Genomic DNA, 15077 nt, shown 5'->3' on the forward strand with positions numbered 1-15077 from the left:
ACAGATCGGATTTCAGGGTAACTCGACAGAACTAGGTTTAGCAATATGAGGTAATCCCCACCCTAACTTTTCTCTTAGAATACGGAAAAATTCTGGAGGTTGTAAACGAATAAATTGAGCGTCATAACTCGATCGAGCAATACGCACTTCATCATCGCCTATAATATAACAACCAGCGTTACCGTCCACTACCATTACCATTTGATTCGGGGTAGCAGGATAAATTGTAACAGGTTCTCGATCGGAAAATACTAAGGCACGGGAAGCGAGGGAATGAGGACAAATGGGGGCTAACTGAAATACAGGGACATCAGGGGTAACAACAGGGCCACCGGCACTTAAGGAATAAGCGGTAGAGCCTGTCGGGGTAGAAATAATCACCCCATCCGCTGCAATATCAACAGGGGAATGTCGTCCAATGGCAATTTCAAAATGACACATACTTGTCAATGGTTCTCTGTGAACTACTACTTCATTCAAACAGAGGGCTTCCCATAAAGAACTATTCTCCCGAATCACGCTAACTTTCATCATCGATCGTTTTTCTATTTGATAATCTCCAGCTAAAACCTGTTCTAAAGCCATAGAAAGCTGATTGAGATAAATTTCGGTCAAAAATCCCAAATGTCCTGTATTAACGGTTAAAAGGGGTATATTATGAGGAGCAACTTGTCGAAAAGCTGATAACACTGTACCATCCCCACCCAAAACGATGGCAAAACTCATGTCTTGATCAAATCCTGCCGGAGCAATTTGTTCGATGGGGCTATGACACACGGGGCGGCCAGGATGGGAGTATCCTAAAATACCAGCGTATCCCGTAGCTAAACAAACTTGATAACCTTGATCTATTAATAAGTTTTCTAATTCTTGGGCAACTTGACAAGCCGTGGGTTTTATATCGTTATAAATAACGCCAATTTTGGGCATCAATAATTCTTCCTGGTTGAATGGGCTGACTATCTAGCACAGTGTCGATCGTATTTTACCAGAACTTGTCTAAGAATGGAGAATTAGGAATTAATAAAATAAATTATTTCCTCCTCTCCCCTATCCCTTTGTTTACCTCATTGAGACTCATTCATTAATAGCGTGGGGATGATAATGAGATTCTCCCAAATAAATACCTAGTGAGAGAGCAGTTCTGACCATGAAACCTTCAGGATCTACAGGTGCAGGACAAGTTTTTTCTTGATGACACCATTTAATCATCGGCATAATTTGTTCAAGAGATTTACTTTCTACACTGCCATTTTGCCAAACGACGAGACGGTTATAGCATTCTTGTTCAATCAAATCTAAGGCTTTGATACCAAATACTGTAGCTAAAATTCGATCGAAGGAACTAGGTACTCCACAACGTTGTAAATGTCCTAAGACGGTGGCACGGGTATCAATGGTATCTAATCCATCATAATTATTATTACCGTCACAAAGACGATGACTATAATCTGTGATTAACTCAGCTAAGGTTTCCGCAATATAAGGATCTTTTTGATTATTTAATCCATGTACTCCTTCTGCTATAACTACTAAGGCAAATTTTCGTCTATCTCTCCTTAATTTAGCGATATATTTACAAATCCCTTCGATCGTAGCATCTGTCAATTTAGGAGTTAATTCGGGAACTAAAATACAATCTGCACCCCCTGCAATACCCGAATGTAAAGCTAAATGTCCGGCATCTCTACCCATAACTTGAACTACCATAATACGTTCGTGACTAGCGGCAGTAAAAGTGAGATCGTATAAGGCTTGGGTTACGGTGTTACGAGCTGTATCAAAACCGACCGATCGTTCTGTAAAAGCAACGTCATTATCAATGGTTTTAGGAATAACAACTAAATTCCAACCACCTTTTTTCGCTAAATCATAGATAATATCTAAGCTACCATCTCCACCAATGGCAATTAAAGCATCTAACCCAAAACGACTATACCCCTCCAAAATATCTTTTGTAACATCTTCTTCTGCTGGATTACCTCGACTCAGAGATCCCAATACACTACCACTCATAAATTGGAGAACATCTAACCCTTGCAAGACTCCGGGTACATCATAACCATGAGGATGTAGTTTAAGATCTTCTACTTGTAACTTTCCTTTCACTACATCAATAAATCCATCTGTTCCTCTTGGAATTCCATAAATTTCCCACTGTCTCATATTAGCGTATTTGACTACGGATCTAATAATAGCATTCAGACCGGGGCAATCTCCGCCACTGGTTAAAATACCGATTCTTTTTTTCTTACTCATAGTTGTAGTGTTTTAATTGGAAAATCAAAAAATTGTTTAAATCTTTAATTTATTTATAGCAGTCCTACAAAAATTGAGATCAGAAAAAGTGCAAAATTGGGAGTTAACCTCAGTTTGACTAAAGAAAATCGGTAAAAACTAGACGGCATGGACAAAATAGTTTATTGTTATTTTCGATCGTATAATGATAATTGTTGGAGAGTTCTATTAACGGTACTTAGACAAAAATTATGCCCAAATAACCCCTAAACTAGCTTTATATAAACTAAATACTTCCACATTGTCTTTTAACCATTGAAAAAAGCGAAAAGACACAGCATTACGAAACGCTTCCAATGCCTCAGCAAAAGTATTTAACGGTTTATTCCCCCATTGTCTTCTTAAACCTCCTGTCAAACGATGCCATTGAATAAAAGTGTAGGCACAAAATACCAAGATAAAATGTCTCATTAAACTTCTTTTATTTCTCACTTGGTATTGTGATAACCCTAACCATCCCTTGATTTCACGGTAAAATACTTCTATCCAATTTCTTTGTGTATAAGTTTCTACTATCCAATTTCCACACACTTTTTCTCCTATTTCATTAGTCATTAAATAATCAATATCTGTGGAATTTTCAAAAGTATCTGCATTCATGACGATAGCTACAGTTTTTATTCCCGACAAAGCTGATAATTCAATATTTATCGTTGCTACCCAAAGAGTTTTTTCTCGATTTTTTCCTATTCTTATTTTTTCAAAACTATCTTGGGGTAATGATTTTGCTATTTCAGCTATGGTTTTTTCAGACTCGATAAAATCTTGTTTTACCAATTTTACTAATCTATTTTTAGCAATAATTCCTATATATTTTAAATTCTTTTTTTCTAGTTTGCCTAATAAATTAGTATTGTTTCCATAACCACCATCCATTAAAATTATTTGGGGACAATAATTTCGATTTAAACATTTTTCAATTAAATTAAAGGCAATGTCTGGTTTTTTCTGAAATTGTGGAGCGTCTTTTCCTTCAGGGAAATTTTCGGCTTTTTCATATAATTCAACGTCTAAAGGAAAACTTCTCACACCATCATAAATGTGAGTAGTGACTATAACATTACCATTATCAGTTTTGCCAATTTCACCAATATATTGTCTTCCCACACAGTCAGTAAAGTTTCCACTTTTACGATGACCTGAATCGTCTATAATTAAGGAGAAACATCGACTAATTTTTGTTTGACGACAGGATGCAATAATTTCTAATCTTTTATCATTTACCTCATCATAATTCCAAGTGGACTCTGTTAAGAAATGGTGTAATTTATGATAAGTAATATCAAGATTATTATGGGCAATTTGAGTTATATTTTTTCTTTGAGAATCTCCTAATAAACCGCCCAAATAATTTCTAAACTCTCGTTTTTGTGCCTTTGTTTTTAAGACTGGGTCTATTTTTTCACACCAGCGATTGAAACATGGGGGCATTGATGAAGAAGTAATTTCTTTCATTTTGACCTAAAAGCAATATGATGTAAAAATTATAGCTTAATTGTTGTTATTGTTTTGTCTAAGTACCGTTAAAAATATCTTAACTTCTGTTGGAATTAGACTAAAGTTGTCTTCTGTTATTAATTGTCCTTTTTGATTGAGAATTTCTCTAATTTTTGTCGCTTCCATTTTGATTATTTCTAAATCAGTTAGGTAATAATTTTTATAAAACAATTAGATTATCGATTAGTCAATAATAAAATTTCTGTATAAATCTTATTCTCCCCATGGTGAAACTATATCACATTTTATTTTAACGTTTTGCATAATTTTTTCAAAATCAATATTTATACGACTATCTATCCTTTTTTGAATTAAATGCTTCAGTAAATCTTGACAATTTTTTATTGCTTCTTCTTTACTCTTATCAAAAGCCATAATATAATCATTAGTACTAATTGTATCTATGAATATAATTTTAGATCCTACTTCTATTTTTAATTGTTCTTGAATCCAAAGTAAGCTCATAAAAAGTGGTTCTTCATTTATTTCATAATCTATATATATTTTATTTTGTCGAAAAACTTTTCTAATATATTTTAACTTATTAAATAAATCATCTCCCAAATTTTTCTTTAAAATATAAAACTTTCCATAATCAAAAAGTGATTTAAGTGATGTTATATCTTGATACACTAAATTTGTATAATCTCTAATAAATTCTTTTTCAGCATCTTGAAAATTTTTACTTAAATATTTAATCGATAATTTATAAACAACTAAATATCCAAAAAGCATCGTTATAACATGAACAATTTTAACAATAATAAAAGTTCGGTGATGAGGCTGGTGATATATGGTTATAGATTCTTCGTCGTCTATTAATATTTCTTGTTCTGGTTTATCTTGATTAACCTCAATTAATAGTTTTTCTAAATAACTTAAATATTCCTGAAACTCAACTGAATATGTAGAAATAAAATCTATTTCTTGTTCATTATAAATTCCAATTCTATTAAAAGCAGTCTGATAATATTTATCATCTATTAATCTATTTTTATATATCTCTATATAATTTTGAATATAGCAAACCTCAAACTAATGAGATACATTTCTAGCCTCCTAAATCCCTAGAATTGGAGGACTTAAATTTTAAATTTGTACCTTGTAATTATGAGAAATGCTATATCTTTTTCTTTATAAGATGTTAAGTAACTATTAATAAAAGCTAATGAGCGAAGTTGTGAGTTTATCGCATTAATGAATAAAATTGAGATTTCTCTTTTTTCTTTATTATTTGCTAAGAATCTTAATCCTATATTTCCTATAAAAATACCAGTAGCTGTTGCTAATATTGTAAAAATAGGTATGCTAAAAACATCTTTATATTCTGATGCAAAATTTTTTAAGTTATTAAATCCAGAAGTAAACATAATCTGAAATAAAAAACCTGAAATAAGAAAAAAGAAACAAGAAAAAATTATTCCTTTAGGTTTTTGTTCTAACAATAAATAAGAAAAAATTATTCTTTGTAGTTTTTGTTTCAGTAAAAAATAACCTAATATTCCCCCCGCAATAATTAAGCCGATAATAGCGGGAATAATTTCTGACATAAAAGATAAATTGATAATATTAAATGAAACTGATTGAAAAACATATAATTAACAAGAGTTATTCTCTTAATCTATTCATTATCAATTCTTAATTGCTCTTTCCATCTTTTGAGAGGAATACAATCTATATTTAATTGATCTAAAGTACGAGCAATGACAAAATCTACTAGATCTTCGATCGATTGGGGTTTATGATACCATGCGGGGATTGCGGGAACAATTTTTGCTCCGGCTTCTGCTAAATTAGTTAAATTTCTGAGATGAATTAAACTAAAAGGGGTTTCTCTCGGTACTATTACTAAAGGTTTTCCTTCTTTAAGTTGTACATCTGCGGCTCTTTCTAGTAAATCGGTACTTAAGCCATGACTAATTTTTGCGACAGTACTCATACTGCATGGTATTACGATCATTCCAAGAGTGCGAAATGAGCCACTAGCAATACTTGCTCCCACATCTCCCCAACGATGACAAATTAATTTTCCTTTCGTTGGTATTTGTAAATACGATCGCCAGAATTTTTCTTGTACTTCTGGATCTTGAGGTACTTTTATATTATCTTCTTCTTGCCAAACCATATAACTGGCTTTTGAAGCTACCACATTAACGGTATATTCAGCTTCTAAGAGATATTTAAGAGTCCTGACGGCGTAAATCATCCCTGATGCACCACTGATACCGATAATTATTGATTTACTCATTATTTATTTTCAAAGGCAATTATTGACTACTTTTTATTTCTTACTTCTTACTTTTTGTTAAATAATGCCCTCAAATTCTAATTCTTCAATCATTTGTAATCCACGAGGATCACCTAATTTTAATAATGCCATCTTAGCATCTTCTTTTACGCCTAAATCTTCATCTTCCACTAAGGCTTCAATTAAAGCATCAATGGCAGTGGCATAAACCACGTTATAAGGTAGTTCTCGACATAATTTGCCGATCGTCCAGGCAGAGTTGCTACGCACAGCAGGAATTTCGTCTTGTCTTAAAGAAATAATAACTACTGGAATAGCAATAATTGTATCTTCATAGTGAAGTTTCGCAATGTTAGCAATACTGCTTGATGCCCATAATCTAACGGCACTAATATCATTTTTTAAGGCTTGGAGGAGAGGTTGAAAAGCACGGCGATCGCCACTATTACCTAATGCCCAAACTACTCCTTTACGGACATAACCATTAAAATCATGGTGAAGTGTATGAATTAAAGGTTCAACAGCTTCTGAGCTAGTGTTACGCCCTAAAGCATAGGCCGCACTTACCCGAATTAAAGGGCAACTATTACTCAATTGTTGAATTAAAATAGGGATAGCTCTAGGATCACTAATTTCACAAAATGCACGGACAGCTTGAATTAACTCCTGTTTATTGTCACTTTTAAGTAACTGTAACATTACTTCGGGATCAGGAGTGGGGGTTGTTTCCTCCTCAATCATATCTAAAGGATCAAGGGAAGAATCAAAATCTATAGCGGTTTGACTTAAACTTGGATCATTCATATAAAATAATGATACATGAACAATGGACAATTAGGAATGAAAAATGACCAATGACCAACATCAAAAAATTCTCTTGTGCGATCGCATTAGGAAGTAATTTAGGGGATAGTTTAACTATTCTTAATAATGCTGTCAATAAATTAGCAAACACCACAGAAATTGAGGTTATTTCTCGTTCTACATGGCATAAAACGAAACCCATAGGGCCACCCCAACCAGATTATTTAAACGGTTGTATAAGTATTCAAACCACTTATTTACCACAAGAGTTATTAAGTTATTTATTAGAAATAGAGCAGGAATTTGGAAGGGAAAGAAAGGAAAGATGGGGTGCTAGGACTTTAGATTTAGATATTATTCTCTATGATAATTTAGTCATAAATAGTCCCAATTTAGAAATACCTCATCCAAGAATGAGAGACAGGGTTTTTGTGTTGATGCCCTTAACTGAAATCGCCTCAAACTGGATTGATCCTATTACCCAATTAACCGTCTGTCAATTATTAGAGCTATCTTTAAAAAAAGTTTCAGAATCCACCATTAATCATTAATTGATTTTCTCCACATTACCTGATTTTACCCAACCTTCTTGTCCACTATTAGGAATACGAACTTTTTGCCATTGACCATCACTACTGGTACTTAATATAATGATTTCCGTATTGTAGTCTATTCCTCCTACTCTCTCTGCATCCGTACTGGCATCAGATCTTAAACTTAAACCAGTTGACCATGTAACCTTTGCTTTATAAGCACCATCAGGTAACTTTTCTGTTTCAGATGGAGTTTCTTCTGCTTTGGTTTCCTCTGGCTTAGGAGATTCTTCTTGTTTAATTTTCTCTGATTTTGGAGTTTCTTTTTTTTCGGAGGTGGATTTTTCTTCAGCAAATAAATGCTTAGAAGGATTCACTGCTACATTGGTAAGAAAAAAATAAGCACCTCCGGCTATTCCAGCACCAAATAAAATAATGCCTAAGAAAAAACCAATAATAAATTGAAATAAGCTGGATGGACTCATAGTTTACTAAGATAAATTACATAGAGATTTTAATTTCAAATGTTAGCAAATTATTCGACAAAATTGCATATTGATTTTACTTAGATTTATTTAATTAAATAATTCAATGAGATTTGGTATTTTTAAAACCTAAAACCTGAACCCCAAAGCCTAAAACCTATCTACATAAAGGATTTTTTCTCGAACTCAGGTGATATTCAACTATAAGCAAAAAGTTTAAATTAAAACTTTACTAAGTCAAAACCTATTTAACTTGATATTTTATTTTAAATATTATTCAGGTAATTGATACTGAGATACAATTTTTTTGGCGTAATCAGGAACATGATCAGCTAACTTTTCTGAGTAATTACGCTTAACATAGAGATAATTGCGAGTAAAGTGAGAATCGATCGAAAAACGGGCATATTCTAACCCTTGAGGGCCAATTTTTTCGATAACTACCCCCATTAATTGTGCCGCCCACATGGGTAATGTGACTCCTTTATCATAGGCAGGGATACTGTTTTGTACGGCTTGTTTTCGATCGCCTTTTGACATTACAGGTTGAGTGTTAAGTTGATCTTCAACTAAGTCTAACATTTCTTTACCAGTTTCGTTGCGCACCACAATCCACTGCCAACCGAAAGGCGCTCCCATATAACCGACAACTAAATCAGCTAAGGAGTTGACATAGTCAAAACAAGTCATACAGGATGGAGCAAAAACATCTTTGAGTTTATTGGTTTTTAAACCAAAGAAGGGTACTTTTTCCACACTACCGTCTTCATGTTTAAAATGTACTCGAAAATCTTGCATAAATTCGTAAGCCACAACAGTATCAGGAGATTTGCTGGTGGTGTCTAAAAATTTTTGTAGCCCTGCACGAGTTACATTATCAACACAAGGAGTACCTAAAACATAGAGTTTTTCTAGTCCTAATTTTTTCTCTACTGCTCGTAAGGCTTGAATTTGACACCCTACTCCTATGACTAATAATCGTTTCATTCCCGATCGTTCTACTTGTTCTAAAATAGATAAGTTGGGGGATAAGGTAGGTTTATTGACTCTAGCTCCTAAAATTTCTTCTGTGGTGGTAGCAATAATGGGTTTAGGTTGAAATCGATCGTTTTCGTCACTTTGAACGCACACAACCCCTTCTACAAGCCCTTGAGTTAACATTTCACAAGCGATCGTACTGACTATACCAGTCCATTGAGCTCCTTCGATGGGTTGTTTTTTCTTTGCTGACATCATCTCCTGATGTACACCAAAGTAAATGTCATACTCATTATCTAAATCTCGACTACGTCCATGAGCATTAGATTCTAACTCAGCAATTTGCTGATTGATAAAGGCACAGGCTTCTTTAACATAATGAATATAATAAGTATCGCACAGTCCGCACTCACTACATAAATCTTTTGCAGGGCGACGACTACCGGGTTTTAAGGCTTTGGCTTTTTGATGAGATGTAATTGCAGTCATATTATAAGGTTTTATAATTCCCTTGAGGGCAACAAATAATTATCTTTTGTTATATTTCAAGATTTTACCTGATCAACGTATCGATTAAACTCTGTTCTCAAATTTGAGTTGATTTTAAAGAATTTTGATCAACTTTGATTAAAGATTAGTTGTAATAGCTTGTACAGGACAAGTAGGAATACATTGTTCACACACAATACAGGTTTGCTGACGAAATTGTAATTTATAACTGCTGGGATTAAGAGTTAAAGATTCTGTAGGGCATACTCCTGTACATAATCCACAATGTACACAGGTTTCCTCATCAATAATAATTTCTCCTGTGGTAAGAGAAACACCAATATTATTAGCTTTCATCCAGTCAATGGCGGCATCTAATTGATCTATGTCTCCTGACAATTCTAATACTAATTTTCCTACTTGATTTGGTGCAACTTGTCCTCGGATAATGTTAGCGGCGATGTTAAAATCTTTCGCTAATCTATAAGTGACTGGCATTTGCACTACGCTACGAGGAAAGGTTAAATTGACTCTTTTTTTCATAATATCTACCAGTTTAGTTTTTCTTGATCTGAAATTTTTATTGATAGGTTAAGGGCTTGTCGATCGAGTACTGAGAATGTCTAAATGTTATAATGTATTATATCCTTGATCAATTATCAATTAATAAAAATATGTCTGAAAATAATATTAATCCTCTCAATCGAATCCGTAATATTGTTATTGCCTTAATAGCTGTGATTCTTGGAATTGTATTAGTATTAAGTTCTCAAACAACGGTTAATGCTGAATCTTTGGAATCTCAAGCAAAACAAGCAACATCCTTAGAAGTAGCAGTTAATAACGGTAAGCCGTCACTGGTAGAATTTTATGCGAATTGGTGTACCAGTTGTCAGGCGATGGCTAAAGATTTGGCTACTTTAAAGCAAGAGTATCAGAAAGATGTCAATTTTGTCATGCTCAACGTTGACAATAGCAAATGGTTGCCAGAGGTTTTAAATTATGAAGTGGATGGTATTCCTCACTTTGTTTTTCTCAATAATCAAGGAGTTGCGATCGCATCTACTATCGGTGAACAACCTTTGAGCATATTTGAGGAAAATTTACAAGCCTTAATTGCTAATAAATCTTTGCCTTATGCTAATAACAAAGGGAATATTTCTCCTTTGAATTCTCAAAATCAAATTATTGAAGGAAACAATGATAATCCGACAAATCACAGTTAATAATTGATGATTTAAAGTTTGAGGAAAAAGTAGTTGATGGAAATTTTGTTTTCCATCTAATTATAATTTAATTTACTAACTCTTTTTTTTGCTGTAATTGTAAATGAATTTGACTATGATATTCCTTAGTAATAGGATAAAAATAAGCTAGTATTATTCCTGCTAATAAAACGATGGCAGGTAAGGGGGCAACAACTAGGCGAATTGCCCATAATGCACTTTCTGGTTGAACAGGAATTGGTTGTCCTTCAATGGGTTTTATAAAGCCAGATGCCTGTAAAGCAATACCTACTAAAAAAAGTCCAAAAGCTAATCCAAATTTTTGTAACAGTACCATAAATCCATAAAAAATTCCTTCTCGTCTTTCTCCAGTATTTAGCTCATCTAAATCAATAACATCTGGTATCATTGACCAAGGAATTAAATAAGCAACCGACACTCCGCATCCAGCTAACATTGCTAAGGCATATAATAAAAATGTTTGTCCCGGTTGTACTAAAAATAATCCAATTTGAGCAATAATCCAAATACTTGAACCGAAAAAATAAACGATTTTTTTATCTAGTTTATTACTAATTTTTTGCCACACAAATAACATTATTAATGCTGTTCCTTGCACTGCGATCGCAACTCTGGGAAACTGAGCATCAGGTAATCCCATCCAATTGACGACAAAATAAATTAAGATAGATGCTGTTAATTGTACTGCTAACCACGAACATAAATAAATACCAACAACGTAGAGAAAAGGACGATTTTGAAAAACAATTTTTAACTGTTGAATATAAGTCAAATTATTTTCGTGATTTTGTTTCGTATTTCCTAAAGGAGGTTGTAATAAATGAGGTTCGGTTTTAGCAATTATTAAACTCCATGCCATGATACCAATAAATAGACCTACTAATAGAGCAATAATAGCGTTAAAGGTGTCTTCTCCTGAACTAGAATTAAGAAAATTAACTAAACTATAAATAATAAATATAGTTGCGATCGATATAAAAATATAAGCAGTAATTTTGCGTTGTTTTTGGTTTAATAAAGGTTGATAACCTCTTTCTTTAATAATTAAAGGACACCAAAATAATGGTAAAGTAGAAAAAAGAGTAGAAATTACACCTAAAATTAAATATTTTTCTTGATTATTTCCTTGATAAATTTGAAAAACTGCTCCAGCTAAAATTAAGGAGACAATACTTGCACCGATGGAAAAAGTAAAACGAAAACTGTTTAAATTAGTACGCTCATTATAATCTTGAGTTAGCTCTGGTGTTAAGGCTTGATAAGGCAAATTTACCGCCGTATAAAAGATATTAAAGACAATACCTATTACCATGTAATAAATAAATAAAAGGGTGTTATTGAAAGAAATATCCTCACTAAATTTAGGAATAATCCACTGTAAAAAAAATGTCCCTCCAAAGGGTATCGCCGCAAATATCATCCAAGGAATACGTCTGCCCCATTTTGTTTGGGTTCGATCGCTAAAAACTCCTATAATGGGATCATTAATCGCATCAGCAATTTTCCCTACAAATAAAATACTTCCTGCTATAGCTGGACTTAAACCTGCTACATTGGTAAAAAAAGGCAGAAGAAAGAATACTAAAATATTAGCAGTGAAAGCAGGCCCTATATCCCCTGCACCAAAAGCTAATTTGGTAGTTAAATTAAGTTTCTCGGAAGATTGATTTAGTGACATAAGAATTTCAGTTTATAAATAAAATCTGATTATCAAAAGACGATTCAAAAGTTAGTAACCCTTTCTGAGGGACTTTTTTTATATGGATGAAGTAATATAATGTTATAGCGTAACTCTTGGAAAAATAAAATCTTCCCAGTATCTTCGTCTCACCTTCATTAATATCACCTCAATTCGACATAAAATTATCAGTTAAGATAAGGTGTCAGGTATCAGGTGTTAGGTATCAGGTAAAGAATTAGTGAAAAAGTTATTCAAATTGATTTTATCAAAATTAAATTAAGTAATTAATTCATTGATCTAAATAAAGAAATTGTTAACCAGCCACCTGCAACTTATTAACCTCAAGAATTATTTTATCGAACTCAGATAATATCAAATTATCTTCGTGGTAAGGAAAATATACTTACCTTTTTTCCCTCATCCACAGACAACAATTTTGCAGTAACATCAAATTATAACCTTTGTCCGTATATTGAATTAACTATCAACTATTATTATGGAAGCATTTGCTCGTGTTGCCCCTGAATGGACAAAAACTGCTACCCATGCGTTATCATTTCATTGTCCTTGTTGTCATGCTGATTCCCGTCAAGCAAAAAAAGTCTGGCTTAATCGTCTTTCTCCTGTCACTATGGAAGATTACACTAAAAAATGGCAGGAATTTTATATGTGTGAGTGTGACCAAGTGTGGTGGGCTTGGAATTGCGATCGAAAACTCTCCGTAGAAGAAAGTTAAAGTGTTAAATTTAGAATTAAAAACTTTCAATTTTTGAGAGTCACAAGAATTAAAAACATCTGTTTTATTAAGCACATTTTTTGATTATATTATGGTTTTAAAATTGTTATACACCTAAATACTTTTAGTTATTAACTATCAATTATTAAAATATTAAATTTCAGTAAATACATTAAAGTTCTAATTAATATGTTACTATTTTCTTGTCCATAAACGGCTATAAAATAAGCTACATTTAAAATTTTATGCGTTTTTAAATCATTAATTATTCGATCAATAATTTGATTTGATAAGCGATAATTATTCCCAAAATTTGTTGTCCACATAGTGCGTATTTTCTTTAAAAAATTATCATCTACGATCGAGCTTAATTTCAAGTTTATTTCAGGAGAAAGATGTGCAGTACTATAATGATTAAATAAGTTAAAAGGATCATCACATAATGGATAAGGTGGATTCCCATTTTTTATAGGTACAGACATCTCTTTTATATTTCTAATTTCTTCTAATTCTTTCCATAATTGATGATAAGATTTGATCACATTTTGCCAATCATAAATATCTTGAACTCTTTGCTTTCCATTTTCTCCCATTTTTTTTCTCATATCAGGATTATCTATTAATTTGACTAAAGCAGTGGTGCATTCATCAATATCAATCATTGTTGCAAAACAAGCATGAGCAATATAGGTACTATAATTTATCTGATCAATATGATAATTGTGAGCTAAATCTAAAGCATTATTTTCACTAGGAATCATTGTCGAAATCCGAAATCCATCTATCTCGTGACGAATAGATTCTTGATAACCATTCCAATCAGATACAATTACAGGTAAACCTGCCGCCATTGCTTCAATAGGAGTTAATCCAAAAGTTTCTTGAATGTTATCAGCTAAGGAAATAAATATATCTCCAGCAGACCAAATTTTTTGCCGAATTTCTGGATTTTTTCCATTTAAAAATATATAGCTAATAGAAGGAGCAAATTCTTTTGCACTTTCGATAAAAGAAGCCTCCTCTCTTTCATCTTCAAACCAACCGCATTGAATTAAGACAATTTTACCTTTATGACTTATTTGTTTAACGGCTTTTTCTAAAGCTAAATACATTGGTACAGGATGCGCTTTAGCATAAAATATTAAGCGACCAACAAATAAAACAACTATATCTTCTTCTGCTATATTTAATCTTTCTCGAATAGTATTTCTAAATTCAGAATTAAATTGAAATTTCTCTGCATCAACTCCTAAAGGAATAATGGGTAATTGTAAATCCAAATTAATTTTACTATTGAATCTTTGTCCTAAATATTCTCCCCAGTCATAAAGAATTTTTTCCACCGCTACCTTAACGGCATTAGATGTACAAATTAAGGCATCCCAAGGTTGTATCGGTGCCATTAATAAATTTCCAATACTACCAATAGCTTCTTTTGATGCGATCGTATGAGTAATTCCACATATACTATAACCTCGTTGATCATAGAATCTTCTTTGCCATGCAAAATCTGCTAAACTAGGCCCGGGAAGATAAAGATTACCTACTTCCGCTAATTGGTAAGATTGAGTTTTGGTGATTAACTGAAAATTGAAAGATTTTTTTAACCAAGGAATAACTAATTGTTGAAAATGACGAAAATCATTATCACTATCCCCATAACAATAAAGAGTATCTCCTTGATGGGATTCAATATAGGCTTTTAAAAAACCTTCTCCTGCGGATTGTCTCCCTAATAATCTTTTTCCTTGAGTGTTGTAACCATCAGGACTATAATAAATTGCACTACCTTGTTGTTTTTGTATCATAAGTAACCAAAAAAATATTTATATATATACTAATGTGTTATAATTTAAATAATTCCATTATTGTCCTTTAGGTTAAGGTATCAAAAACCAAAAAAGTTTACTAACGTTTGAGTTATGCTATCACTAACTAAACCTACTACCAAAAAAAAGTTAATTTTTGTTGTTAACCTTTATCAAATCTTAAATTAATTGTCTTTAAGTACTTATTATTAATATTTTGATCTAAACTTTCAATAGGGATTAGCTGTTAGCTGTTACCTGTTACCTGTTATA

General features: G+C 32.6%; 16 protein-coding genes. 3 read left to right on the forward strand and 13 right to left on the reverse strand.

Going from position 1 to position 15077, the window contains the following annotated elements:
- Positions 1-12 precede the first annotated feature (12 nt).
- The 8 genes from GM3709_RS04640 to GM3709_RS04670 all read right to left on the reverse strand — a co-directional run bounded on the left by GM3709_RS04640 (position 13) and on the right by GM3709_RS04670 (position 6847).
- Complete coding sequence (locus GM3709_RS04640; protein ID WP_066116730.1) at positions 13-930, reverse strand: NAD(+) kinase; 918 nt, start codon at positions 928-930, stop codon at positions 13-15.
- 147 nt (positions 931-1077) lie between these two features.
- Entirely contained in the window at positions 1078-2259 is a 1182-nt protein-coding gene (locus GM3709_RS04645; RefSeq protein ID WP_066116732.1) for an ATP-dependent 6-phosphofructokinase, read from the reverse strand.
- A gap of 228 nt (positions 2260-2487) precedes the next feature.
- Positions 2488-3753 (reverse strand): IS701 family transposase, encoded by a 1266-nt coding sequence (locus GM3709_RS04650; protein WP_066116704.1) that lies wholly within the window; start codon positions 3751-3753, stop codon positions 2488-2490.
- Between the two features lie 36 nt (positions 3754-3789).
- Positions 3790-3921 carry a hypothetical protein gene (locus tag GM3709_RS21630; protein ID WP_255359685.1) on the reverse strand — a complete coding sequence of 44 codons (132 nt, stop codon included), beginning with the start codon at positions 3919-3921 and terminating at the stop codon, positions 3790-3792.
- A gap of 87 nt (positions 3922-4008) precedes the next feature.
- Positions 4009-4530, reverse strand: a complete 522-nt coding sequence (locus tag GM3709_RS04655; protein ID WP_066116734.1) for a hypothetical protein — start codon at positions 4528-4530, stop codon at positions 4009-4011.
- A gap of 347 nt (positions 4531-4877) precedes the next feature.
- Positions 4878-5345 carry a hypothetical protein gene (locus GM3709_RS04660; protein ID WP_066116736.1) on the reverse strand — a complete coding sequence of 156 codons (468 nt, stop codon included), beginning with the start codon at positions 5343-5345 and terminating at the stop codon, positions 4878-4880.
- Positions 5346-5416: 71 nt separating this feature from the next.
- Positions 5417-6043, reverse strand: a complete 627-nt coding sequence (locus GM3709_RS04665; protein WP_066116739.1) for a flavin prenyltransferase UbiX — start codon at positions 6041-6043, stop codon at positions 5417-5419.
- A gap of 57 nt (positions 6044-6100) precedes the next feature.
- Positions 6101-6847: a HEAT repeat domain-containing protein gene (locus GM3709_RS04670; RefSeq protein ID WP_066116741.1), complete on the reverse strand. Its 747-nt coding sequence runs from the start codon at positions 6845-6847 to the stop codon at positions 6101-6103.
- A gap of 50 nt (positions 6848-6897) precedes the next feature.
- Between GM3709_RS04670 and folK the strand changes: the two genes are divergently transcribed.
- A complete protein-coding gene (gene folK, locus GM3709_RS04675) occupies positions 6898-7398 on the forward strand; it encodes a 2-amino-4-hydroxy-6-hydroxymethyldihydropteridine diphosphokinase (RefSeq protein ID WP_066116743.1) in 501 nt (166 codons plus the stop codon).
- Here the strand turns inward: folK and GM3709_RS04680 are convergent.
- The 3 genes from GM3709_RS04680 to GM3709_RS04690 all read right to left on the reverse strand — a co-directional run bounded on the left by GM3709_RS04680 (position 7395) and on the right by GM3709_RS04690 (position 9875).
- Entirely contained in the window at positions 7395-7865 is a 471-nt protein-coding gene (locus GM3709_RS04680; protein WP_066116745.1) for an SH3 domain-containing protein, read from the reverse strand. The two genes, folK and GM3709_RS04680, sit on opposite strands and share 4 nt — an antisense overlap.
- Before the next feature lie 273 nt (positions 7866-8138).
- Complete coding sequence (locus GM3709_RS04685) at positions 8139-9332, reverse strand: Coenzyme F420 hydrogenase/dehydrogenase, beta subunit C-terminal domain (protein ID WP_066116747.1); 1194 nt, start codon at positions 9330-9332, stop codon at positions 8139-8141.
- Positions 9333-9470: 138 nt separating this feature from the next.
- Positions 9471-9875 (reverse strand): NIL domain-containing protein, encoded by a 405-nt coding sequence (locus tag GM3709_RS04690; protein WP_066116749.1) that lies wholly within the window; start codon positions 9873-9875, stop codon positions 9471-9473.
- A 131-nt stretch (positions 9876-10006) separates the two neighbouring features.
- On the opposite strand from GM3709_RS04690, the gene GM3709_RS04695 reads away from it, so the two are divergent.
- The gene (locus GM3709_RS04695) at positions 10007-10558 is read left to right on the forward strand and encodes a thioredoxin family protein (RefSeq protein ID WP_066121737.1); all 552 of its coding nucleotides are present in this window, start codon (positions 10007-10009) and stop codon (positions 10556-10558) included.
- Between the two features lie 67 nt (positions 10559-10625).
- On the opposite strand, the gene GM3709_RS04700 is transcribed toward GM3709_RS04695, so the two are convergent.
- The gene (locus GM3709_RS04700; RefSeq protein WP_066116751.1) at positions 10626-12257 is read right to left on the reverse strand and encodes an MFS transporter; all 1632 of its coding nucleotides are present in this window, start codon (positions 12255-12257) and stop codon (positions 10626-10628) included.
- Positions 12258-12756: 499 nt separating this feature from the next.
- Here GM3709_RS04700 and GM3709_RS04705 point away from each other — a divergent pair, with 499 nt between their 5' ends.
- Complete coding sequence (locus GM3709_RS04705) at positions 12757-12996, forward strand: hypothetical protein (RefSeq protein ID WP_066116753.1); 240 nt, start codon at positions 12757-12759, stop codon at positions 12994-12996.
- Positions 12997-13127: 131 nt separating this feature from the next.
- Here GM3709_RS04705 and GM3709_RS04710 read toward each other — a convergent pair whose 3' ends face one another.
- Entirely contained in the window at positions 13128-14804 is a 1677-nt protein-coding gene (locus GM3709_RS04710; RefSeq protein ID WP_066116755.1) for a glycosyltransferase family 4 protein, read from the reverse strand.
- Between the last annotated feature and the right edge of the window lie 273 nt (positions 14805-15077).

The organism is Geminocystis sp. NIES-3709 (assembly GCF_001548115.1).
Taxonomy (GTDB): Bacteria; Cyanobacteriota; Cyanobacteriia; order Cyanobacteriales; family Cyanobacteriaceae; genus Geminocystis.